The organism is Nocardia sp. GP40 (genome assembly GCF_050434125.1).
GTDB classification, from domain to species: domain Bacteria; phylum Actinomycetota; class Actinomycetes; order Mycobacteriales; family Mycobacteriaceae; genus Nocardia; species Nocardia albiluteola.
Window position 1 is genome coordinate 1 of record NZ_JBNPVW010000004.1, and the last position, 18,880, is coordinate 18,880.

Consider the following 18,880-nt stretch of genomic DNA (forward strand, 5'->3'; position numbering starts at 1 on the left):
GGGGCCGAGTTCATATGTACGTCAGGGACTTTCGTCTCTTGTGCGCGAGCGGGCGAGAACTCATCACCGAGCAGTCTCGTCGTGGGAATCATCCATCAAGGTGATCACCTTGTCCGAGAAGAAGAAGGACAGCAGCCCGATCGCCGACCGTCATCGCTTACGTGCCGATTGCTGGCGAATTGGCCCCGATCCGATCAGGGAACACCCCCGTACAGCATGGGTTGCTGCGTTCCCGCAGGTCAACTAGTATTATCTAAATAGTATCCGATCGGCATCAGCGCGACCTGGTACACCTACCTCGAACAGGGCCGCGACATTGGGGTATCCGATCAGGTGCTCACGGCGCTGGCGGGGGCGCTGCGCTTGAACGATCAGGAATCGAATCATCTCTTCCGTCTCGCGGGCCGGGTCGGCGCGGCCGATATCGATGCGGGCGAACGACTTCCGGCCGAGGCGGCGGCCGTACCCGGCCTGTTGCAGCCGCATCCCGCCTACATCATCGACGCCACCTACGAGGTGCTCGCCCACAACGAGGCGGCCGAGGAGCTGTTTCCGAATCTCGTGTCCCGGCAGGAAGATCCGGTCAATTTCGTGCGCTGGGTCTTTCTGGAGCCGGAGGCCCGTCGCGTACTCGTCGACTGGGAATCCGAGGCGCGAGGACTACTGGCGCGACTGCGTGCCGTCGCCGCGCGGCACGCCTCCGACCCGCGGTTCGACCGGCTCATCGACGACCTGAACGCTGGCAGTCCGGAGATGCGCGCCTGGTGGCCCCGCTACGACGTGCAGTCCCGCCAAGGCGGGCGAAAGCGCCTGCGGCGCAGGAGCGGCGAGGTGGTCGAGTACGCGTACACGGCCTTCCACCTCGCCGAACATCCGGACCACACCCTGGTCATCTACTCGGCAACGCGGTAGGAAGGCCGCGACGGCGGATCATGAGCTCGGCCACGGCCAGAATGGGTTCAGCGACCGGGCAGGTCCGGGCATCGGAGCTACGCCCGTCGTCCCGGACGGCCTGGTCGTATGCCCGAGTGGTGAGGGAACCGCCTGCCAAGTGGTGTACACCGGTTCGAATCCTGTTGCGGCCTCAGGGAAATCCCGCCGCTGGAGTCACCGCTTTACCGCACGGGAAATGTTACCCCGGTGAGCTCCTCGGAGATGGCCCACAGGCGCTGCTGGGTGGCCTGGTTGTGGGAGTCGGGGCTGGAGGTGACCAGCTTCGGGTAGCCGCGGATCTCGCCGCGGTTGCCGGGGCCGTAGTACTGGCCGCCGGTGACGGCCGGATCGGTGGCGGCGCGCAGGCTGGGCAGGGCTCCCATCTCGGCCTTCTGGGTGAGCAGCGGCGCGAGCCAGGTAATGGGCACCCGCAGCGCGGCGGGCGTGTTGCGGATGAGTTCGGTGTTGGACACGCCGGGATGGGCGGCCACCGCGATCGTGGTGCTGTGCGGGGCGAGCCGGCGCTGTAGTTCGTAGGTGAACATCAGGTTGGCGAGTTTGGACTGGCCGTAGGCGGCGGCGCGGCCGTACGAGCGCTCCCACTGCAGGTCGTCGAAGTGGATGGCGGCCCGGATGCGGTGGCCGGTGCTGCTGACCGTCACGACGCGGGAGCCGGGAACGGGCAGGAGCCGGTCCAGCAGCAGGCCGGTCAGGGCGAAGTGGCCGAGATGGTTGGTGCCGAACTGCAGCTCGAAGCCGTCGGCCGTGGTCTGCTTCGGGGTGTACATCACGCCGGCGTTGTTGATGAGGAGGTCGATGCGCGGGTGGGCGGCGCGCAGGTCGGCCGCCGCGGACCGGATCGAGTCCAGGGAGGTCAGGTCGAGGGCCTGGACGGTGACGTCGCCGGTGATGCGGGCGGCTGCCTGCTTGCCCTTCTCGATGTTGCGGACGGCCAGGACCACCGCCGCCCCGCGTGCGGCGAGCATCCGGGCGGTCTCGAAACCTAGCCCGGTGTTGGCGCCGGTCACGATCGCCACCCGGCCGTGCTGGTCGGGGATGTGTTGCTCGGTCCAGTTGCTGCTCATGACGTACTCCTCATTAAGAACCATCGGTCTTTTATGAGAACCAACATAAAAGACCGCCGGTCTTCTGTCAAGGGACCGGTGGTCTTTAAGCTAAAGTGAGGGCGTGACATTTCAGCGGGCGCGCAGCGAGGAGCAGCGGGAGATCCGCCGCCGGGCGATCCTGGACACGGCGGCGGCGATGCTCGACGAGATGCCCGTGGCCGAGGTGAGCCTCAACGATCTCAGCCGGCGGGTGGGCCTGGCCAAGTCGAACGTCCTGCGGTATTTCGAGTCGCGCGAGGCGGTGCTGCTCGAACTGCTGGACGTCTTCCTGGGGAGCTGGCTCGCCGATCTGGCGGACGAGCTGGCCGCGGGCGTCGAGGCGCAGGCGGCGCCGGAAGTGCGGGCGGGTCAGCTGGCCGAGATCCTCAGCCGGTCGCTGGCGGAGCGGGTGGTGCTCTGCGACCTCTTGGGCGGGCAGGGTGGCGTCCTCGAGCGCAACGTCTCGGTCGAGGTGGTCAAGCGGCACAAGCGTTCCTCCCTCACGAGGCTCGCGGTCATGGCCGATCTCGTGCGCCGTCACCTGCCTGAGCTCGGCGACGGCGCGCAGCTGTTCTGCCTGATGAGCCTGGTCTCGGCGGGTGCCCTGTCGGCGTACGTCCCGCCGCCGCCCAGCCTCCTCGCTGCCTACGCGGACGAGCCCGCCCTCGGCGTGTTCCACCTGGAGCTGCGCGATGCCCTGCGGTACTCCTTCACCGCGGCGCTCCTGGGCGTGCTGCCGCGCGCCTGAACCTTTCCGTTTGCTGTGAGGGAAACGGCCCTGCGTATGACGCAGCTGGTACACCCTGGTCATCTACTCGGCAACGCGGCAGGAAGGCCGCGACGGCGGATCATGAGCTCGGCCACGGCCAGATTCGGCAGCCGGCACAGGAACGGCAGCGGCGCATAGGCATTCGCGGTGATCGCCGACATGCCGGTGCCCGCGTGAACGAACGGCAGTTGTACGAGGATGAGCGCGCCGAATTCCAGGCGCAGGGTGACCGCGGCGTAGGTGAGGGCGAAGCAGCGGATCATCCACGCCTGATGAGCGGCGATGTCGCGCTCGCGGACGGCGCGGTAGGCTCGCCATCCGGTCCAGAGCCAGAGCGTGGCGAGCATGGCGAATCCGAAGAAGTCCAGCAGGCCAACGGGATTGAAGGGTGCCATGACCAGGGCCGCGATGCCGCCGAGCAGGACGCAGAGCAGGTAGGCGCGGCCGATCGTGCGATTAACGGTGATGTGCCGCAGTCGAATTCGCCGCGCGAACTGCCAGGGCCCCAGGGCCAGTGCCAAACCGGCGAAGACGATGTGGAAGTAGAACGCCACCTGGATCGGCCAGGGTCGGACGGCGTAGGTCTTGGCAAGTCCGACATGGGACTGCTCGTCACCGCCGTCGCCTCTGCTCAGCGCGCGAAGGTGCTGTCCGCCAACGCCTCCGCCGAGCTGATGGCCCGATCGATCTGGGCCGCGCTGCACGGCATCGCCGAACTCATGCTGCGCCAACCGAACAAGCGATTCGGATTGGACGCGCCGCCGGAGGAGCTGGCGGTCACCACCCTGACGACCCTGCTCGGGCTCTAGGCCCGCGGCCGCCGCTCACAGTGTCGGCAGCACACCGCCGTCGATGACCTGCACCGTGCCGGTGATATAGCGGGCACGATCGGAGGCGAGGAAGACGACGAGTTCGGCCACGTCCTCGGCCGCGCCCGGGCGGCCGGCGGGAATCCTGAAGGTTTCGGCGAATTCCCTTCGCGCGGTGGCCAAGCCTTTGCTGTCGCGAGAAATCATGCCCGGCAGCACCTCCCGGTCCAGGCGCACGCTCCGACGGCCACGAACACCTGCGCCCCGACTTCGACGTCCCCTGCGGACAATCCACCCTCAGCCATCACATGAAAACCCTCCGCGAGGCCGGCGTGGTGTTCAGTCGCCCGGAAGGCACCCGCTGTTTCGTCTCCCTGCGAACCGAACTCGACCAGCGCTACCCGGGCCTGATCGCCGGCGTCCTCGCCGCCGCCGACCGCGACTGCTGACCAGCGCGGTCACGCCGCTCGGCGACGCCGTGCCCACGATGAGCCCGGCCGTATCCCCGGCCGCCACTCAATTCGTCGCGCCCGATGTGGTCATGGCCGCCAAGGTGAGGATGGTTCGGCGCCTGGTCACCAAACGCTGTCCGATCAGCGCCGCCCTGTTCAGGCGGCCGACGGCGATGCTCGGCGGCGGGTTGCGCCGGTCCAGTGTCCGCAGGGCGGTGTCCACGACCTCGCGCGGGGATCGCGGCCGGGTGCCGCCCGCGGCGTCGGCCGTGCCGATGACGTCGAAGAATTCGGTATCCGTCGCGCCGGGTGACAGTGCCAGCACGCGGAGCCCGGTGCCGAGCGACTTCTGCCAGAGGGCTTCGGTGAAGGAGAGAACGAAGGCTTTCGCCGCACCGTAGACGGCCATATTGGGTGTCGCCTGGTAGGCGGCCATGCTCGCCACATTGATCAGGACGCCGCGGCCCGCCGCGCGCAGGTCGCCGATGAAGGCGCGGGTCAGGTCGACCACCGCGCCGATATCGACGCCGAGTTCGGCGGTCAGTCGCTGCGGGTCCTCGGTGTGGAAGGGGCCGAAGGTGCCGAAGCCGGCGCAGTTGATCAGGCTGGTCGGCCGCCACTCCTGGCTCCGGACCTGTTGGGCCACAGCGGTTCCCGCGCCGGGCAGGCTCAGATCCGCCGGGCAGGCCGCGGCCCGGATGCCGTGCGCGGCCTCGAGTTCGGCGGCGAGCTTCTCGAGCCGTTCCGCGCGTCGCGCGACGAGGACGAGGTTGGACCCGCGTGCGGCGAGCTGATGCGCGAATTCGACGCCGATTCCCGCGCTCGCGCCGGTCAGGAGGGTGGTCTGGTTGCGAGCAGACCACCATCGAGCAGATCGCGACCGCGGTCGGCATCTCGACGCGCACCTTCTTCCGCTACTACGCCACCAAAGAGGACATCGTGGTCGGCGACCTGATGGCCTTGGGCGAGGTGGTGCGCGCGGCATTGGTGGCCCGGCCGGCCGAGGAAGGCCCGTGGGACGCGTTGAGCGCCGCGCTGGCCGCGTTGGCCGAAACCGCCGGAAATCCCCGCCGCGCACTGGAAATCGCACTCCTCACCACCGCAAACCCCGGCCTGCGCGCCCGCCACCTCGAAAAACACCTGCGCTGGCAGCAATTGCTCGTTCCCGAGATCGAGCGGCGCATGGGCCTACAACCCGGGCCCGTGCCCGACCCCCGCGCCCACGCGCTCGTCGGTGCCTGCCTCGCCTGCCTGGACACCGCCATGGAGATCTGGGCCAAGCGCAACGGCGAGGGCACCCTCGAGGAGATCTACGTCGAGGCCCTCACGGCCGTGCGCGCCTGACGCCGCGCGGGTCCGAGCCGGACTTCATCATCGACGGCGGCATGATCACCACCCTCTGAATCACCCACGCCGCCGACCGCCTCGGCCTGTCCCTGTCTGTTCTGTGCCTGTGGCGGTGAGGGTTTCGGCTGCCGGGGTGCGCAGCCGGCGGCGGGAGACCACCACGTGCGGAACCGCGGTGAAGCCCTCCCGGGTCGATGGGTTCTGCGGCAGGTCGCGGCGGTGTAGCCGGACCGGACCGCATTCACTGCCTCGGGTTCGGCTTATGACCGGTCTTCAACGCCGGGTGCATGTGACGCACTCGCATGCCGATGGGTCTCGGGCGCGTTCACGATGATCGCGGCCTTGCCGAAGCCGCGCCGATTCTCGACCCAGCGCTGGGCCTCGGCGGCGTCAGAAAGCTCGAACTCGGCACCCACAACGGCCCGGACCGCGCCTGCATCAACCAGCTCCGCGACCGCCGCGAGTGCCACCGGATCGGGTTCGACCAAGCATGAGGCCACGCGGATACCCCGCTCCGCCGCAACGTCTCGGTATCCGTTGATCGACCAGGCGGTCGACAAGGCGATCGCCCCGCCGGGCATCACGCGGTCGAACAGGGCGGCGCCGAAGTCGAACCCCACCAGATCCAGCGCCGCGTCGACCTTCCCGATCGCCGTGACCGCATCCGGATCGGTGTAGTCCACGCAGGTGTGCGCGCCCAATTCGCGCAGTGTGGCATGGTGATCGGGCCGCGACAACGCCGTGACCGTGGCGCCGCGTGCGGCCGCCAGTTGCACCGCGACGTGACCCACGCCGCCGGAGGCCCCACTGATCAGCACGTGCTGACCGGTCCGTGCCCTGACGGCGTCGAGCATCTGCCACGCCGTCAGCGCGGCCATCGGCAAGCAGGCCGCCTCCGTGAAGGACGCCGATTTCGGCATGGGCACCAAGTGATATGCGGGAACGGTCGAGTATTCGGCGTACGTGCCCGCAGGGTAGGGAAACCAGGCCAGACCGTAGACGCGGTCGCCCACGGCATGGCGAGTCACTCCGTAGCCGACCGCATCGACCACACCCGCGACGTCCCAGCCGGGGATGCAGGGCAGCCGCATGGACGGCTCATAGCCGGAATTCCGGCCGGTGTGCATGTCGATCGGGTTCACGCTGGTCGCCTGCACCGCGATGCGCACTTCCCCGGCGGCGGGCTCCGGCCGCGCGACGTCGGCGATCTCCAGTGGCGATCCCCAGTGCTCGTGTAGCGCCGCACGCATGGTCGTAGTACTCGGCTGGCGAGCTCCGACGATCATGACTTGCGAACCAGGGCGGTAGTGCCGCGCGGGGGCATGTCGTGGGGATCGGCCGAAGGTGCCTCGAGCACCTCGTCCAGGGCCTGCGCATCCATGTATTGCTCGCTTTCGACACGTGTTGTCGCGACTGATTTGTCGCGATTTCACGTTATCGGCGGCGTTGCGAGAGCCTCGAGCCGCGGCGGGTGACGATCTCTGCCGCTTCGGTGACCGGGTCTGCCGCCGTCCTCGCCCCCGGCCCCGTGCTCCCGTTCAATTCGGTCGCAGTGAGTCCCTGATCCGCGGGGATTCGAGGAAAGGCAGCGAAGTGACCGACTTTGTGGAATTGACCGGTGGCCGGATCGCGTACGACGTGCTCGGCGAGGGCCCACTGGTGCTGCTGGCGCACGGTATCGGCGACCACCGCCAGGCATACCGGGCTGTCGCGCCGCGGCTGGCGGCGGCGGGCTATCGGGTCGTCAATATGGACATCCGAGGCCACGGCGAGTCGTCCATGGACTGGGCGTCGGAGACCGGGCGGGCGGCCATCAGCCGGACTGATGTGGCGGGGGACATGGTCGGGGTGATCCGGCACTTCGGCGGTCCGGCCGTGCTCGTCGGACACTCGATCTCCGGGGGCGCGGCGACGATTGCCGCTGCCATCGCACCGGAGTTGGTCGCGGGCGTGGTGGAGATCAACCCGTTCACACTGGTCCAGAAGTTCGATGTGGCGGGATTCTGCCGGGTGCGCCGGTATCGGCAGGGGATGCTGCGGCTCGGCATGACCACAACGGGAAGCCTGCGGTGGTGGCTTCGCTACCTCGACCTCGCCTACCCGAGCAAGCCGGCCGACTACATCGCGTACATGGCGGCGTTAGCGGCCACCTTGCGGGAGCCGGGGCGGATGGCGGAATTCATGAAGACCGGTAAGTCCACGCCGGCCGACGCGCAGGCGCAATTGCCCAATGTCGCCTGCCCGGCCCTGGTGCTGATGGGCACATTGGATCCGGATTTCGTCGATCCGGTTGCTGAGGGCGAGGCGGTCGTCTCCGCGATGCCGCCGGGTATCGGACAGCTCGCGACCCTCACGGGCGGCCATTACCTGCATGCGGAAAAGCCCGATGCCACAGCGGATCTCATTGTCCGGTTCCTCACAACTCTGGCATCCGAACATCGGATCGGTTGACCGGATGACCACGTCGTTTTTGCTGCTCATGCGCAGGCGTGCCGCCGGTCAGGGGGGTGCCCGCCATTCGCCGTGGTATCAGCACGTGTCGGACGGTGACAATGATCGTGACAATAATGTCGGCGTGTTAACTCGTACGGTCGTGCTCGTTGTCTACGACGGTTTCCAGCTGCTCGACCTGGCAGGTCCGCAAGACGTGCTGGCCGCGGCCAATCACGCAGTCGGTGCTCCGGCCTATCGGCTGATCACGGTGTCGCCGGGCGGCCGGACAATCGAACTCGCGGGCGGGGCGCGTTTCGCTGTTGACCGATCGCTGGAGGAAGTGGCAGCCGGCACCGAGATGATCGACACTCTGCTGGTGGTCGGGGGTGCGGGGGCCTTCGTGCCGAAGACGTCGTCCGAGGTGGCGCAGCAGTTGCCCGCACTCGCGCGCAGATCCCAGCGGATCACCTCGGTGTGCGCGGGTGCGTTGGTGCTGGCCGCCGCGGGGCTGCTGGACGGGTACCGAGCCACCACACACTGGGGTGCCTGCGATCATATGGCCCAGGCATTTCCGCTGGTGGAGGTGGAGACGGACCGGATTTTCGTGCACGATCGCAATCGGTGGACATCGGCTGGGGTCACCGCCGGCATCGATATGGCACTGGCCCTGGTGGACGCCGACCTGGGCACCGAGGTCGCCCAGCTCATCGCCCGGCAACTGGTCATATTCGTCCGGCGGGCGGGGGGACAGGAGCAGTACAGTGCGGCGCTGCGAAGCCAGCCCGCCCGGACGCCGTCGATCCGCGCTGTGCAGCACTGGCTGCCCGAGCATCTGAACGGGGATCTGCGAATCGCGGCGCTGGCCGCTCGAGCGGGGATGAGCGAACGCACCTTCGCGCGGACGTTCCGCGCCGAGACCGGTACCACCCCTGCGCAATTCATCGAGACACTGCGGCTCGAGGCGGCTCGTAGATTGCTGGAAAGCACCGACCTCACCGTCGACGCGATCGCTCGCACGGTCGGCTACAAGCACGGCAAGACACTGCACCGGGTTATCGCGCGGCGGCTGTCCACCACCCCCGATCGATACCGGCAGCGCTTTGCCGTCACCGCGCATTGATCGCGTCCTCGACCGAGGTGTGGATCAAGGACTACCGAGCTGTGTTTCCACTGCGGACTCGGTGATGTCCCGGCTCGTCCACGCAATAGCTGGAACCCAGTTCAGCAGGACGATCCCGGAGATGTAGGCGGCCGGTGCGAGAGTGGTACTGAGCAGCAGGTATCCGATGCCGGAGACCGAAATGGTCACGGCCAGAGCGATACCCGTCCGGTGTACCCAGGCACGGCCGATGTGGTCGCGCAGGGCGGGAACCGACACGAGCAGGGCGGTGGCGGCGAGTAGCAGCATCTTCATGCCGTCCAGTCGATTCACCAGGGCGAAGAAGGTGTGCGAGGAGTCGGCGGGACCCGTGGACAACCATCCCGACAGGTGCACGCCCAGCGCGCACTGGGTCAGCGAGACCGCGGCGGCCAGTAGGCCGGTGATGCGCGACCAGCCGGTGAACGTCGAAACGACCACGGCGAGTGCGACTCCCGCGATTCCTTGGGTGCAGACGTACTGGGCGATCGCGACCGGAACGTGTCCGTGCAGGGCGGCGAGGATCTGCGGGCCGGTCGCTCGCACGGAAGGATTCGTGGGCCAGACGGACAGCCCGATGATCCAGGCGAGCAGGTAGACGAGTCCGGCGACGGCAACGATGCGGCGGGTGAATGTCATGACAGTTCCTCTGCGACAGCTGTTTTCGATTGATCAGGACAGGGCGAGCCAGGCGGCGGTGCCCAGATGTACGGCGGCGAGCCCGACGCACGTGGCGGCCATCGGGTAGTTGCGCAGCCGCAGACCCAGCACGGCATCACCGATCTGGGCCAGGCCGGCCACGATCAGGACCGGGGCCACCGCGGTCCGGTTCCCGGTCGCCAGCACGGCGAGGGTCACGCCGCACAGCGGCAGGGCACGGGCGGCATAGGCGCCGAGGAGAAACGTGATGCCCGGCGTGACGGACTCGCCCGCGGGCAGCGCCAAGCGTGGACGCAGCAGACCTACCAGGCAGGACACCCCCGACACCACGGCTACCAGCGCGTTCAGGGTGGCGATCGCAGTCGGCATTTACTTCTCATCTCGAATCGTTCGTACAATGAATCATTCGAGTAGATATATACTCGGTACCGTGTCCAGAGTCAACAAGAAGACGGCGATCCCGAGCACCGTGGCCTACCGGCTCGGCATCCTGGGAACCATTGCGGCGGACCGCTTCTCGGCGGAGATCGAATCGCTGAACCTCAAGCCCAAGCAGGTGGGCCTACTTGCCGCCCTCGATTACGGAGTCGCTGCCTCCCAGCAGGAACTCGCGGCCCGTCTCGGCGTGGTCCCCAGCCTCGTCGTCGCACTCGCCGATCAACTGGAACTGCGCGGGGCCCTTCGCCGTGACCGTGACCCCGCCGACCGCCGCCGCCAGATCCTGACCCTAACCGACGAGGGCCGGGATCTCCTCGCGCAGGCCACCGCCGCCGCCGAGCAGGTCGACCGCGCCCTCACTGCACGCCTCACCGAGGCCCAGCTCAGCGCCTTGCAGGAAGCGCTCACGGTCCTCGCCGCCGACGCCGGACTACCGGGAAGCTAGCCGACTGGCACCGGCTTTCGCTTGCGCAACAGCCGTTGAGCGCTGCCGGTATTCGCCATACCACCGACCGCGAGGCAGTAGGCGATCGGATGGGCACTTTCTGGTTGGGCAAGGGGCAATCACCAGATTCAGGTGAAGCGGTGTTACCCCTCATGCGTCGGTCACACTGTGTGCTCGCCAGGCGTAGGAGGTCGGAACCGTGAACCAATTGACCAGTGCGACATCGCCTTACCTGCGTCAGCACGCTGACAATCCGGTCGATTCAGCGGCAGGGCAACTGATTCACGCGCCCGCGTCAGTCCGGCCAAATGGCAGACGACATCGATGCCTTCGACTGCATCACGGAGCGAGTCGACATCGTGCAGGTCACCGAAACGGATCGGTATCGATCGCGGGATGCGGGATTTATCGTGATGGGCTAGCGCTATGACCTCGAATCCGTTGGCGTGCATCGCTGCTGCCACTTCGGCACCCACATAGCCGTTTGCTCCCGTGACGATCACTCGGGTCCGCCCGCTCACGGCAGCAGCTGCTTTCGGTGCTTCCACGTCAGTGCGATGCATGCTGCGGCGGCGCAGGCCAGCGGTTCCTGTGTCATGACTCGTCGAACGGTGGCGGGGTCCCAGGGCAAGCCGAGGGCAGAGGGATACAGGTCGCCTTCTGCGTTGTGTTGCACCAACTTCGCGAACGCCGCGTCGAAGACGTCTGCGTCGATGGTGACGACGGTGAGGATCTCGCCCGCTGGTGTCAGTGGGTCGATCCCGACTCCCAGGCACCAGGCTCGGACGCGGCCATCGGACCGGGCCTCGTTGAGAGTTCGGAAGGGCTCGGTGTTGTAGTCAACGGGATCGCTTGTGCTGCCGTCATGTTCGATATTGCCGAGCATCTCCTCGGAGTATTCGCGCAGTATGCTTCGCCACAGGTCGAAGTCCTGCGACACATTCTCCGGTCCGATCCCCGAGGGCTGGAAAACACCCGCGGGGATGACATGCGACAGCCCGGCTGCGGTGGTCACACTGGCGGCGGCGCGGCGATGAAGGAAGAACCGGTCACCCCCGGGACTTCGCCGGATCGTCAGGGTGTTTACGCTGGGCAGCACTACTCGCCGCTGGAGGTCGAACAAATTACCGACATGCGTGCGAAAGGGCAACTCGCGCATCGCTACACGCCGATCGACGAGCCAGGCGGCGGCGATCTCATGAGCCAGCAGCTCGCAGACATCGATCATGTCGAAGTATGTGGTCATCCCGAACCACATCCGGCCCGATCCTTCGGCCCACCCTAAATCCAGTAGCCGATACGAGATTCTGTTCTCGAATAGAGCCGGTCGCGCGTACGCCTTGATTGCCTGGCTGTAACGCGGACCCGGTGTCGTGGCACTGAGCTCCGGGATGAACTGTGCGGCACAGCTTTCGGTGCCGATAACCGGTGGACGAGCCGCATCCCGCCACCCGAGTTCGACCTCGCCGAGTTCGACAGGCATCGACGGCAGCCAGCCGGGAATCGTCAGGCACTGTGTGGCCTCGACCCGCTGCGGTTCCCAATACAGGTCGGCAGCCAGCGCGGTGAGAGCGTGGCGATTCTGGTTGAGCGCCCGCCGCGCGAGGCGCCATTGCGTGATATCGACCGATGCATCGGTCGCGGCGACCGCGGAAAGACCGAAGGTCTCGTACGGAACTCCCAATAGGTCGGCAAACCGGCGCAACTGCGAAATATCGGAACATTGCCGTGCCCCACTGAGATACTTCGAGATCAACGTTCGATCCACGCCCAGAATTGCTCCCATCTCTGCGTGAGTACGCACGCCGTGGGTGTACGCGAGCTGACTACACCTCGAGACTGAGACCGCGATAGATCGCGACGACGGTAGCCGCGCCGACGATTTCGCCCCGATCGATCATTGTCGCTGCGTCCTCGAGCGATACCCAGCGAATTTCCTCCGCCTCGTTGATGTCGGGCGCGGTGGGTACGTTTCACGGCTCGACCCTACGCTCGTCATGGTGTCGTGACGGGCGCGCCGATCCAGGGCCGCATGGGCTGCACCGCCTGACCAGTACCTGCACACCGTTGCTGTCGGCTGGTAACGCTCGCTTCGGCGGGCACTGGCGGTTCCTCGAGCATCGCATCGGCATCCATCCCTTCGACGATCTGAGCGGCTGCCTGCGCTGCAGTGCTATGGGCGCACCGTGCCGACCGGGTGTGGGAGGCTGGGGACATGAACCGCCTCAGCAGCGCGACATCGCCTTATCTGCGCCAGCATGCCGACAACCCGGTGGATTGGCGCGAGTGGGACGCCGAGGCTTTGGCGGAGGCGGCGGCGCGGGACGTGCCGATCCTGCTGTCGGTGGGATATGCGAGTTGCCACTGGTGTCACGTGATGGCACACGAGTCCTTCGAGGACGAGGCGGTCGCGGCGGTGATGAACGCCGATTTCGTGTGCGTGAAGGTGGATCGGGAGGAGCGGCCCGATATCGACGCGATCTATATGTCGGCGACGGTCGCGATGACGGGGCAGGGCGGGTGGCCGATGACCTGTTTCCTGACTCCCGCGGGCGAGCCGTTCTACTGCGGTACCTATTATCCGCGGACGCCGCGAGGTGGGATGCCCTCGTTCACGCAGCTGCTTGCCGCGGTGGCCGATACCTGGCGCACGCGTCGCGCCGATGTGGATCAGGCGGCGGAGCAGGTGGCCGCGGCGCTGCGGGAGCAGTACGCCGGTCTGCCGGACAGCGGGCAGGCGGTGGGGCCGGATCTGCTCGACCACGCGGTCGCCGTGGTGCTGCGCGATGTGGATCCCCGGCATGCGGGATTCGGTGGGGCGCCGAAGTTTCCGCCGTCGGCGCTGTTGGAGGGGCTGCTGCGGCACGTCGAGCGCACGGGGGACGACGCCGCGCGGCCTGCGGTCGTGGACACGGCGGTCGCGATGGCCCGCGGGGGCATCTACGACCAGCTGCGGGGCGGATTCGCCCGCTATTCGGTCGATGCGGGTTGGGTGGTACCGCATTTCGAGAAGATGCTGTACGACAACGCCCAATTGCTGCGCGTCTATGCGCATCTGGCGCGTACCGGATCCGATGACGCCACCGCCGAACCTCTTCCGCTGCGCGTAACGGCGGAGACCGCCCAGTTCATCATCGACGACCTGGGTACCGCAGAGGGCGGCTTCGCCTCGGCGCTGGACGCGGACACGCACATCGATCCGGACGGCCCCGGCGTCGAGGGCGCGACCTACGTCTGGACGCCGGAGCAGTTCACCGAGGTCCTCGGTCCGGACGACGGCACCTGGGCGGCAACGGTTTTCGGGGTGACGGCCGAGGGCAACTTCGAACACGGCGCCTCGGTGCTCACGCTGCCGGGCGCCGGCCTGTCCGGTCCGCCCGAACCCGAACGCTTCGAGCGGGTGCGGAATTTGTTGCGGCAGGCCAGGGTCGAGCGCCCGCAGCCCGCGCGCGACGACAAGGTGGTCACCGCCTGGAACGGCATGGCGATTACAGCCCTGGCCGAGGCCGGTGCCGCACACGGCCGCGCCGAGTGGGTCGCCGCGGCGGCTCGGTGCGCCCGAATGCTGTTGTCGCAGCATGTAATCGACGGTCGCCTGAGTCGCGCCTCACTCGGCGGTGTCGCCGGCGCGGCCCCCGGCGTGCTCGAGGATTACGCCTGGCTGAGCACCGGCCTGCTGGCCCTGCATCAGGCGACCGGCGACCTGGACTGGCTCGAAAACGCCCAGCGCTTACTCGACATCGCGATCACCCATTTCGACGACCCGGCTGCGCCGGGCAGCTGGTTCGACACCGCCGCCGATGCCGAATCGCTGATCTCGCGACCGCGCGACCCGCTCGATGGCGCCACCCCGTCCGGCGCGTCCGCCTTCGCCGAGGCCCTGCTGACGGCCTCCGCGCTGAGCCGCCCGGACCCCGCGATCCGCTACCGCGAACTGGCCGACGCCACCCTGTCCCGCAGCGCGGTCGTGCTGGCCCGCGCACCCCGCTCGGGCGGTCACTGGCTCACCGTCGCCGAAGCGGCCGCGGCGGGACCGTTGCAGATCGCGGTCTCCCTGCCCGAGGATTCCGTGACAGACGAATTGGTCACCGCCGCACGCAGATACGCCCCCGGCGGCGCGGTAGTCGTTGCGGGCCCGCCGAATTCGGCGCCGCTGCTCGCCGATCATCCGCCGGTGCGCGGTGTCGCGGCGGCCTACGTCTGCCGCGGCTCGGTATGCGACCTTCCGGTCACCCACGCAACCGATCTGCACGCCGCCCTCGGAATCAGCGCCACCCGCGACTAGTGACCCGCTGGAAGTAGCGCCGCCCGCGGTTGGTGACTTGCTGGAGGTAGCGCCGCCCCGCGGTTGGTGACTTGCTGGAGGTAGCGCCGCCCCGCGGTTGGTGACTCGCGGCAGGCAGCGCCGCCCGGCGGCTGGTGAGTTGCTGGAGGTAGCGCCGCCCGCGGCTGGTGGCTCGCTGGAAGCAGCACCACCCGTAGCGGGTGACGCGCTTGCGGAAATGCTCGACCCGCACCACGTTCGACGCGCCTGTGTAATTGGTAGCGCGCAGCCAAGCCCGCGTCGGCCGGTACCGGCAGGGCTGCAGCCGCGAGACCGCAACGGCGGGTCCGTCCGCCGAGCACGGGAAGTTCCGGCCGCTCGAGAAGGTGGGTGAGGCGCAACCGCCGGCCCTCCGCACTGGGTCCCGCTGGTTGGGAGTCTCGCAGCCCGATTCCACTGGCGCGGTCGAAGGGACCGGACGGCGCCGAGGAGTCGCCGTACAGCCGCGCGTCGCATTACTGACCGCGGCGTCGGATGTCATCCTCGGGCCGAGGAGGAACGACCGGGACCCGTGGCCGTGCGGGCAGGCGTGTCCTGCCGGTGGTGAGCAGCGGTGGGATCCGAAGTACCGGGCAGTTCCGGCTGGCGTCCATGAGACAAAGAGAGCGGTAACGAACGACGGTCGACCGGCGAACGCCCGCCCGCATCGCCGAAATATTGCCCGCTCACCCACGGTTCTCGAGAACTCCCTGGCAGCGGCCGTTAATAGCGAAACCGTATGGCCGCGGCCCCGCTAGGCCGGCGGGCTTGCTTACCGCGACGGCTCCCGGGACTATGGCCTGGGCGGCGGTGTCCGCCAGGCCTTCGATCAGCCGCTTATCCAGGGAGTTCACGTGAGGTTGCCAAGTCGTTGGAACCGTGTTTCCGCCCGGTCCGGGCGTGGCGCACTGGCGCTCGCCGCCGGTGTCGCCGTGGTGGCGTTGACCACCGTGAGCGGCGCGGGACCGGCCGCGGCCGAGCACATCGGCGCCTTCGACGTCGGCGGCGCGATCGACAAGGCCTACGTCCGCGGCGGCGGCCAGGCCTTCTTCGGCAACCCGACCACCCCCGAGTCGGCGGCGCAGGGCGGCAAGTTCCAGGTGTTCGAGCGCGGCTGCTCGATCTACTGGTCCGTCGGCACCGACGCGCACGACGTCTGCGGCCTGATTCGCGACAAGTACGCATCGCTGGGCTGGGAGAAGAGCCCGCTGGGCTTCCCGGTGTCGGACGAATCCCCGGCCGGTACCGACGGCCAGGGCCGCTACAACCTGTTCCCGGGCGGGGTCATCTACTGGTCCCAGGAGACCGGCGCGCACGCGGTGTGGGGCAACATCGCGGGCGTCTGGCAGGGCAACGGCGCGGAGAAGGGCCACTACGGCTACCCGACCAGCGACGAATACGACGATGAGAACGGCAAGGCCCAGGACTTCCAGGGCGGTACCATCACCTGGCATCCGTGATTCGTCGACCCGGTGTGCGCTGGCCGGAGCAGACCTTGATCCGTCTGCGCGTCAGTGGATTCCGGGCGGCAGCACGCTGGAGCGACGGCGATCTGGTCCAGTCCTGAGAGGCGCAGGACGGGCTGACCGGGCGCCGGATCGGCATGTGCGTCAGTGCATCCGGCCATTGTGCCGGAACGACAGCCCGGCGCCGACTCGCGCATCAGGTCCGTGAGGTGACCTCGGAGGCCGAATCGGGCTGCCCGGCAGGGACTTCCGAGACCGGCGCGATATCGGTCCAGCAGTCCGTAGGATCCGTGCGCCCGCGCAGCGCGATCGTCTCGTAGTGCTCCCAGCCGGTGCTCTCGTTGCCCGAGGCCGCCTCGATCACCGCCTGGCTCACCAGGATTCGCCGCGGCACGTGCTTGGCCTCGGTGGTCAGCCGGGACGCCTCGTTGACCGCGTCGCCGATCACGGTGAACTCCAGCCGGGTGTCGGTGCCGACGTCCCCGGCGAAGACCGAGCCCCGCGCGACCCCGATGCCGATATCGAGTTCACCGCCCGCGGCCACCTCGTCGCGGATGCGGCGGGCCGCGCGCAGGGCGGGAGTCGCGTTGTCGCGCAGGGCGATCGGCGCACCGAAGATGCACAGCGCGGCATCGCCCTCGAACTTGTTCACCAGCCCGCCGTTGTCCTCCGTCGCCGACACCACGATCGACAGCAGCCGGTTCAGCTTGGCCACGAACTCGCGCGGCGCCAGGCCCATGGACATTCCCACCGACCCGATGACGTCGACGAACAGCGCCGTCACCACCCGCACATCGCCGGTCAGATCCACCCCACCCGCCAGCGCCCGTTCGGCCACCTCGGCACCGACGTGGCGGCCGAACACCTCGCGCATCCGCTCGCGCTCGGACAGGTTCTCCGCCAGCTCGTTCACCGAATGCTCGAGCCGCCCGATCTCACTCGCGCTGCCGACCGGCACCCGCACCGCGAGGTCGCCATGCGCGATGCGGTCCAGGGCGCGGCGCAGCACCAGCAGCGGCGCGGCGACCGCGCGGGCCAGCGCGGCGGTGGCGATGGCGCCGACGCCCAGGCCCACCAGCGACATGTACACCGCGGTCCGGATCCGGTCGTCGGCGTGGGCGACCGGATCGGCGAGCACCGTGATCAGCATCAACAGCGGCATCGCCCCGGACACGATCCACGACACCACGACCCGGTTGAGCACCGTGGAACTCCAGTGCATGGTGCCGCCGAGCACCGAGGCGACGGTCGGTATCGCCGGGCGCACCAGCCGATCCACGATGAGCAGGGTGAATCCGGCCGATTCGAAGGCGCCCAGCGCGAACATCGCCGCGACCACCGCGATCGCCCGCGACGGCACGACGTTCGCGAAGATCACCGTGGCGATGACGACGCCGGGCAGCCAGATGGCCAGCGCTCGCAGCGTGATCGCCAACGGCAGGTTCAGCAGCCGCCGCGCCTCCGCCTCGGTGGGTTTGCGTCCGGCATCGAGCCAGCCGAAGTAGTGCGACCGGTCGCGCACGGCCAGCCAGATGCCGGCCACCGCCCCGATCGTCGGATAGATCGCGGTGCGTCCCATCGCGGTGATCCACTCCGGTCCGAGCCGGCCCAGAAAGCCGCTGAGCCACAGCTCGGTGACGATGACCGCGAGCCCGCCGAGGTTGGAGACCATCACGATGAGCGACAGTCCCCACCGGACCCGAAGCGCCCACAGGATCAGCCGGTTCATCGCGGCGTCGGCAGGCGGGGGCCGCGCATGCCGGGGCGGATCGGTTCGAAGAGCACGAACGAGCAGCATAGAACGTGGGCCGCGGGCCCCTGCCGTTTCGCGGTGATCGTTTCCGCCAGGATTACCGCACAACCACCAGCCACACCGCGATGTAGTGGCACAGCGCCGCGAGAACCGTTGCGGCGTGGAAGAATTCGTGATGTCCGAAGACCGCGGGCCAGGGATTGGGCCATTTGGTGGCGTAGAGGATCGCGCCGCCGCTGTAGGCCAGCCCGCCGATGAGCAGCAGCACCATCGGGGCCACGCCGACGTTGTGCGTCATCGCTGCCGCGACCGGCACGATCGCCCAGCCCAGCACCAGATAGAGCGGGACGCCAACCCAGCGCGGGGCGCGCGGCCACAGCAGCTTCAGCGCGACCCCGGCCAGCGCCCCGGCCCACACCACGATCAGCAGCGTCGTCCCGGTGTGGCGCGGCAGCCCCAGCAGCGCGAACGGCGTGTAGGTGCCGGCGATGAACAGGAAGATCATCGAGTGATCCGCCCGCTTCATATGGGTGCGGGCCCGCACGCTCGGCCACGTCACCCGGTGATAGGTGGCGCTGACGCCGAAGACGCCGCAGACGGTCAGGCCGTAGACGAGCGTCGACCAGCCCGCGGTCGCGGACACCCGGGCGGCGACCGCGACCAGCACGACGACCGCGATCGCGGAGACGCCGACGGCCCAGGTGTGTATCCAGCCGCGCATCCGGGGCTTGAGCGGGACGCTCGCCGCCTGGTCCAGAGCCGCCGGTGCGGCGTCGGCGGGCATGACCGAGTCGGACATAAGTTACCTCCTGAGTAACCTACGGTTCC

At 68.3% G+C, this 18,880-nt stretch carries 22 protein-coding genes and 1 tRNA gene; 12 read left to right on the forward strand and 11 right to left on the reverse strand.

Annotation, left to right across the window (positions count from 1 at the left end):
- The 3 genes from ABH933_RS13120 to ABH933_RS13130 form a co-directional block, all read left to right on the forward strand.
- The coding region (locus ABH933_RS13120; protein ID WP_429423186.1) for a hypothetical protein at positions 1-247 on the forward strand (247 nt) is incomplete at its 5' end.
- 86 nt (positions 248-333) lie between these two features.
- Positions 334-912 carry a hypothetical protein gene (locus ABH933_RS13125; protein ID WP_429423184.1) on the forward strand — a complete coding sequence of 193 codons (579 nt, stop codon included), beginning with the start codon at positions 334-336 and terminating at the stop codon, positions 910-912.
- A 102-nt stretch (positions 913-1,014) separates the two neighbouring features.
- A tRNA-Gly gene (locus ABH933_RS13130) sits at positions 1,015-1,085 on the forward strand.
- Positions 1,086-1,115: 30 nt separating this feature from the next.
- Here ABH933_RS13130 and ABH933_RS13135 read toward each other — a convergent pair.
- Positions 1,116-2,018 (reverse strand): SDR family NAD(P)-dependent oxidoreductase, encoded by a 903-nt coding sequence (locus ABH933_RS13135; RefSeq protein WP_429423182.1) that lies wholly within the window; start codon positions 2,016-2,018, stop codon positions 1,116-1,118.
- A gap of 103 nt (positions 2,019-2,121) precedes the next feature.
- Between ABH933_RS13135 and ABH933_RS13140 the strand changes: the two genes are divergently transcribed.
- Positions 2,122-2,787, forward strand: a complete 666-nt coding sequence (locus tag ABH933_RS13140) for a TetR/AcrR family transcriptional regulator (RefSeq protein ID WP_429423180.1) — start codon at positions 2,122-2,124, stop codon at positions 2,785-2,787.
- Positions 2,788-2,846: 59 nt separating this feature from the next.
- Here the strand turns inward: ABH933_RS13140 and ABH933_RS13145 are convergent, their stop codons facing one another.
- Positions 2,847-3,362, reverse strand: a complete 516-nt coding sequence (locus ABH933_RS13145; protein WP_429423177.1) for a DUF2306 domain-containing protein — start codon at positions 3,360-3,362, stop codon at positions 2,847-2,849.
- Positions 3,363-3,407: 45 nt separating this feature from the next.
- Between ABH933_RS13145 and ABH933_RS13150 the strand changes: the two genes are divergently transcribed.
- Positions 3,408-3,617, forward strand: a complete 210-nt coding sequence (locus tag ABH933_RS13150) for a hypothetical protein (protein ID WP_429423175.1) — start codon at positions 3,408-3,410, stop codon at positions 3,615-3,617.
- A 15-nt stretch (positions 3,618-3,632) separates the two neighbouring features.
- Here the strand turns inward: ABH933_RS13150 and ABH933_RS13155 are convergent, their stop codons facing one another.
- Positions 3,633-3,824 carry an SDR family oxidoreductase gene (locus ABH933_RS13155; protein ID WP_429423173.1) on the reverse strand — a complete coding sequence of 64 codons (192 nt, stop codon included), beginning with the start codon at positions 3,822-3,824 and terminating at the stop codon, positions 3,633-3,635.
- Between the two features lie 101 nt (positions 3,825-3,925).
- Here ABH933_RS13155 and ABH933_RS13160 point away from each other — a divergent pair, with 101 nt between their 5' ends.
- Positions 3,926-4,066 (forward strand): hypothetical protein, encoded by a 141-nt coding sequence (locus tag ABH933_RS13160; protein ID WP_429423172.1) that lies wholly within the window; start codon positions 3,926-3,928, stop codon positions 4,064-4,066.
- Between the two features lie 67 nt (positions 4,067-4,133).
- Here ABH933_RS13160 and ABH933_RS13165 read toward each other — a convergent pair whose 3' ends face one another.
- Positions 4,134-4,904 (reverse strand): SDR family NAD(P)-dependent oxidoreductase, encoded by a 771-nt coding sequence (locus ABH933_RS13165; RefSeq protein ID WP_429455043.1) that lies wholly within the window; start codon positions 4,902-4,904, stop codon positions 4,134-4,136.
- Between ABH933_RS13165 and ABH933_RS13170 the strand changes: the two genes are divergently transcribed.
- Positions 4,850-5,413 carry a TetR family transcriptional regulator gene (locus ABH933_RS13170; protein WP_429423170.1) on the forward strand — a complete coding sequence of 188 codons (564 nt, stop codon included), beginning with the start codon at positions 4,850-4,852 and terminating at the stop codon, positions 5,411-5,413. The genes ABH933_RS13165 and ABH933_RS13170 overlap by 55 nt on opposite strands.
- A 263-nt stretch (positions 5,414-5,676) precedes the next feature.
- Here ABH933_RS13170 and ABH933_RS13175 read toward each other — a convergent pair whose 3' ends face one another.
- Positions 5,677-6,702: an NADP-dependent oxidoreductase gene (locus tag ABH933_RS13175; protein ID WP_429455029.1), complete on the reverse strand. Its 1,026-nt coding sequence runs from the start codon at positions 6,700-6,702 to the stop codon at positions 5,677-5,679.
- A gap of 307 nt (positions 6,703-7,009) precedes the next feature.
- Between ABH933_RS13175 and ABH933_RS13180 the strand changes: the two genes are divergently transcribed.
- Both ABH933_RS13180 and ABH933_RS13185 read left to right on the forward strand, forming a co-directional pair.
- On the forward strand, positions 7,010-7,867 hold the full coding sequence (locus ABH933_RS13180; RefSeq protein ID WP_429423166.1) for an alpha/beta fold hydrolase: 858 nt from the start codon (positions 7,010-7,012) through the stop codon (positions 7,865-7,867).
- 124 nt (positions 7,868-7,991) lie between these two features.
- The gene (locus tag ABH933_RS13185; RefSeq protein WP_429423164.1) at positions 7,992-8,969 is read left to right on the forward strand and encodes a GlxA family transcriptional regulator; all 978 of its coding nucleotides are present in this window, start codon (positions 7,992-7,994) and stop codon (positions 8,967-8,969) included.
- A gap of 24 nt (positions 8,970-8,993) precedes the next feature.
- On the opposite strand, the gene ABH933_RS13190 is transcribed toward ABH933_RS13185, so the two are convergent.
- Together ABH933_RS13190 and ABH933_RS13195 are read right to left on the reverse strand one after the other, a co-directional pair.
- Positions 8,994-9,626 (reverse strand): hypothetical protein, encoded by a 633-nt coding sequence (locus ABH933_RS13190; RefSeq protein WP_429423162.1) that lies wholly within the window; start codon positions 9,624-9,626, stop codon positions 8,994-8,996.
- A 33-nt stretch (positions 9,627-9,659) separates the two neighbouring features.
- Positions 9,660-10,016 (reverse strand): hypothetical protein, encoded by a 357-nt coding sequence (locus tag ABH933_RS13195; protein WP_429423160.1) that lies wholly within the window; start codon positions 10,014-10,016, stop codon positions 9,660-9,662.
- Between the two features lie 61 nt (positions 10,017-10,077).
- On the opposite strand from ABH933_RS13195, the gene ABH933_RS13200 reads away from it, so the two are divergent.
- Positions 10,078-10,530: a MarR family winged helix-turn-helix transcriptional regulator gene (locus ABH933_RS13200; protein ID WP_215917972.1), complete on the forward strand. Its 453-nt coding sequence runs from the start codon at positions 10,078-10,080 to the stop codon at positions 10,528-10,530.
- 161 nt (positions 10,531-10,691) lie between these two features.
- Here the strand turns inward: ABH933_RS13200 and ABH933_RS13205 are convergent, their stop codons facing one another.
- Together ABH933_RS13205 and ABH933_RS13210 are read right to left on the reverse strand one after the other, a co-directional pair.
- Entirely contained in the window at positions 10,692-11,093 is a 402-nt protein-coding gene (locus ABH933_RS13205; protein WP_429455030.1) for an NAD-dependent epimerase/dehydratase family protein, read from the reverse strand.
- Positions 11,048-12,316 carry a helix-turn-helix domain-containing protein gene (locus tag ABH933_RS13210; protein WP_429423158.1) on the reverse strand — a complete coding sequence of 423 codons (1,269 nt, stop codon included), beginning with the start codon at positions 12,314-12,316 and terminating at the stop codon, positions 11,048-11,050. The genes ABH933_RS13205 and ABH933_RS13210 overlap by 46 nt, the downstream gene beginning before the upstream one ends.
- 429 nt (positions 12,317-12,745) lie before the next feature.
- On the opposite strand from ABH933_RS13210, the gene ABH933_RS13215 reads away from it, so the two are divergent.
- The gene (locus ABH933_RS13215) at positions 12,746-14,815 is read left to right on the forward strand and encodes a thioredoxin domain-containing protein (protein ID WP_429423156.1); all 2,070 of its coding nucleotides are present in this window, start codon (positions 12,746-12,748) and stop codon (positions 14,813-14,815) included.
- A gap of 872 nt (positions 14,816-15,687) precedes the next feature.
- Entirely contained in the window at positions 15,688-16,293 is a 606-nt protein-coding gene (locus ABH933_RS13220) for an LGFP repeat-containing protein (RefSeq protein WP_429423154.1), read from the forward strand.
- Positions 16,294-16,495: 202 nt separating this feature from the next.
- Here the strand turns inward: ABH933_RS13220 and ABH933_RS13225 are convergent, their stop codons facing one another.
- Together ABH933_RS13225 and trhA are read right to left on the reverse strand one after the other, a co-directional pair.
- Positions 16,496-18,028, reverse strand: coding sequence for an adenylate/guanylate cyclase domain-containing protein (locus tag ABH933_RS13225; RefSeq protein WP_429423152.1), 1,533 nt, complete (start codon positions 18,026-18,028; stop codon positions 16,496-16,498).
- A gap of 121 nt (positions 18,029-18,149) precedes the next feature.
- Complete coding sequence (trhA, locus tag ABH933_RS13230; protein ID WP_429423150.1) at positions 18,150-18,851, reverse strand: PAQR family membrane homeostasis protein TrhA; 702 nt, start codon at positions 18,849-18,851, stop codon at positions 18,150-18,152.
- Positions 18,852-18,880: the final 29 nt, after the last annotated feature.

What these genes read in the sequence shown, in the direction of transcription:
- ABH933_RS13135 (WP_429423182.1), bottom strand. Translation starts at nt 2,018, where the DNA reads ATGAGCAGCAACTGGACCGAGCAACACATCCCCGACCAGCACGGCCGG.
- ABH933_RS13150 (WP_429423175.1), top strand. Translation starts at nt 3,408, where the DNA reads ATGGGACTGCTCGTCACCGCCGTCGCCTCTGCTCAGCGCGCGAAGGTG.
- ABH933_RS13155 (WP_429423173.1), bottom strand. Translation starts at nt 3,824, where the DNA reads ATGATTTCTCGCGACAGCAAAGGCTTGGCCACCGCGCGAAGGGAATTC.
- ABH933_RS13160 (WP_429423172.1), top strand. Translation starts at nt 3,926, where the DNA reads ATGAAAACCCTCCGCGAGGCCGGCGTGGTGTTCAGTCGCCCGGAAGGC.
- ABH933_RS13175 (WP_429455029.1), bottom strand. Translation starts at nt 6,702, where the DNA reads ATGATCGTCGGAGCTCGCCAGCCGAGTACTACGACCATGCGTGCGGCG.
- ABH933_RS13190 (WP_429423162.1), bottom strand. Translation starts at nt 9,626, where the DNA reads ATGACATTCACCCGCCGCATCGTTGCCGTCGCCGGACTCGTCTACCTG.
- ABH933_RS13195 (WP_429423160.1), bottom strand. Translation starts at nt 10,016, where the DNA reads ATGCCGACTGCGATCGCCACCCTGAACGCGCTGGTAGCCGTGGTGTCG.
- ABH933_RS13205 (WP_429455030.1), bottom strand. Translation starts at nt 11,093, where the DNA reads ATGCATCGCACTGACGTGGAAGCACCGAAAGCAGCTGCTGCCGTGAGC.
- ABH933_RS13210 (WP_429423158.1), bottom strand. Translation starts at nt 12,316, where the DNA reads ATGGGAGCAATTCTGGGCGTGGATCGAACGTTGATCTCGAAGTATCTC.
- ABH933_RS13215 (WP_429423156.1), top strand. Translation starts at nt 12,746, where the DNA reads ATGAACCGCCTCAGCAGCGCGACATCGCCTTATCTGCGCCAGCATGCC.
- ABH933_RS13225 (WP_429423152.1), bottom strand. Translation starts at nt 18,028, where the DNA reads ATGAACCGGCTGATCCTGTGGGCGCTTCGGGTCCGGTGGGGACTGTCG.
- trhA (WP_429423150.1), bottom strand. Translation starts at nt 18,851, where the DNA reads ATGTCCGACTCGGTCATGCCCGCCGACGCCGCACCGGCGGCTCTGGAC.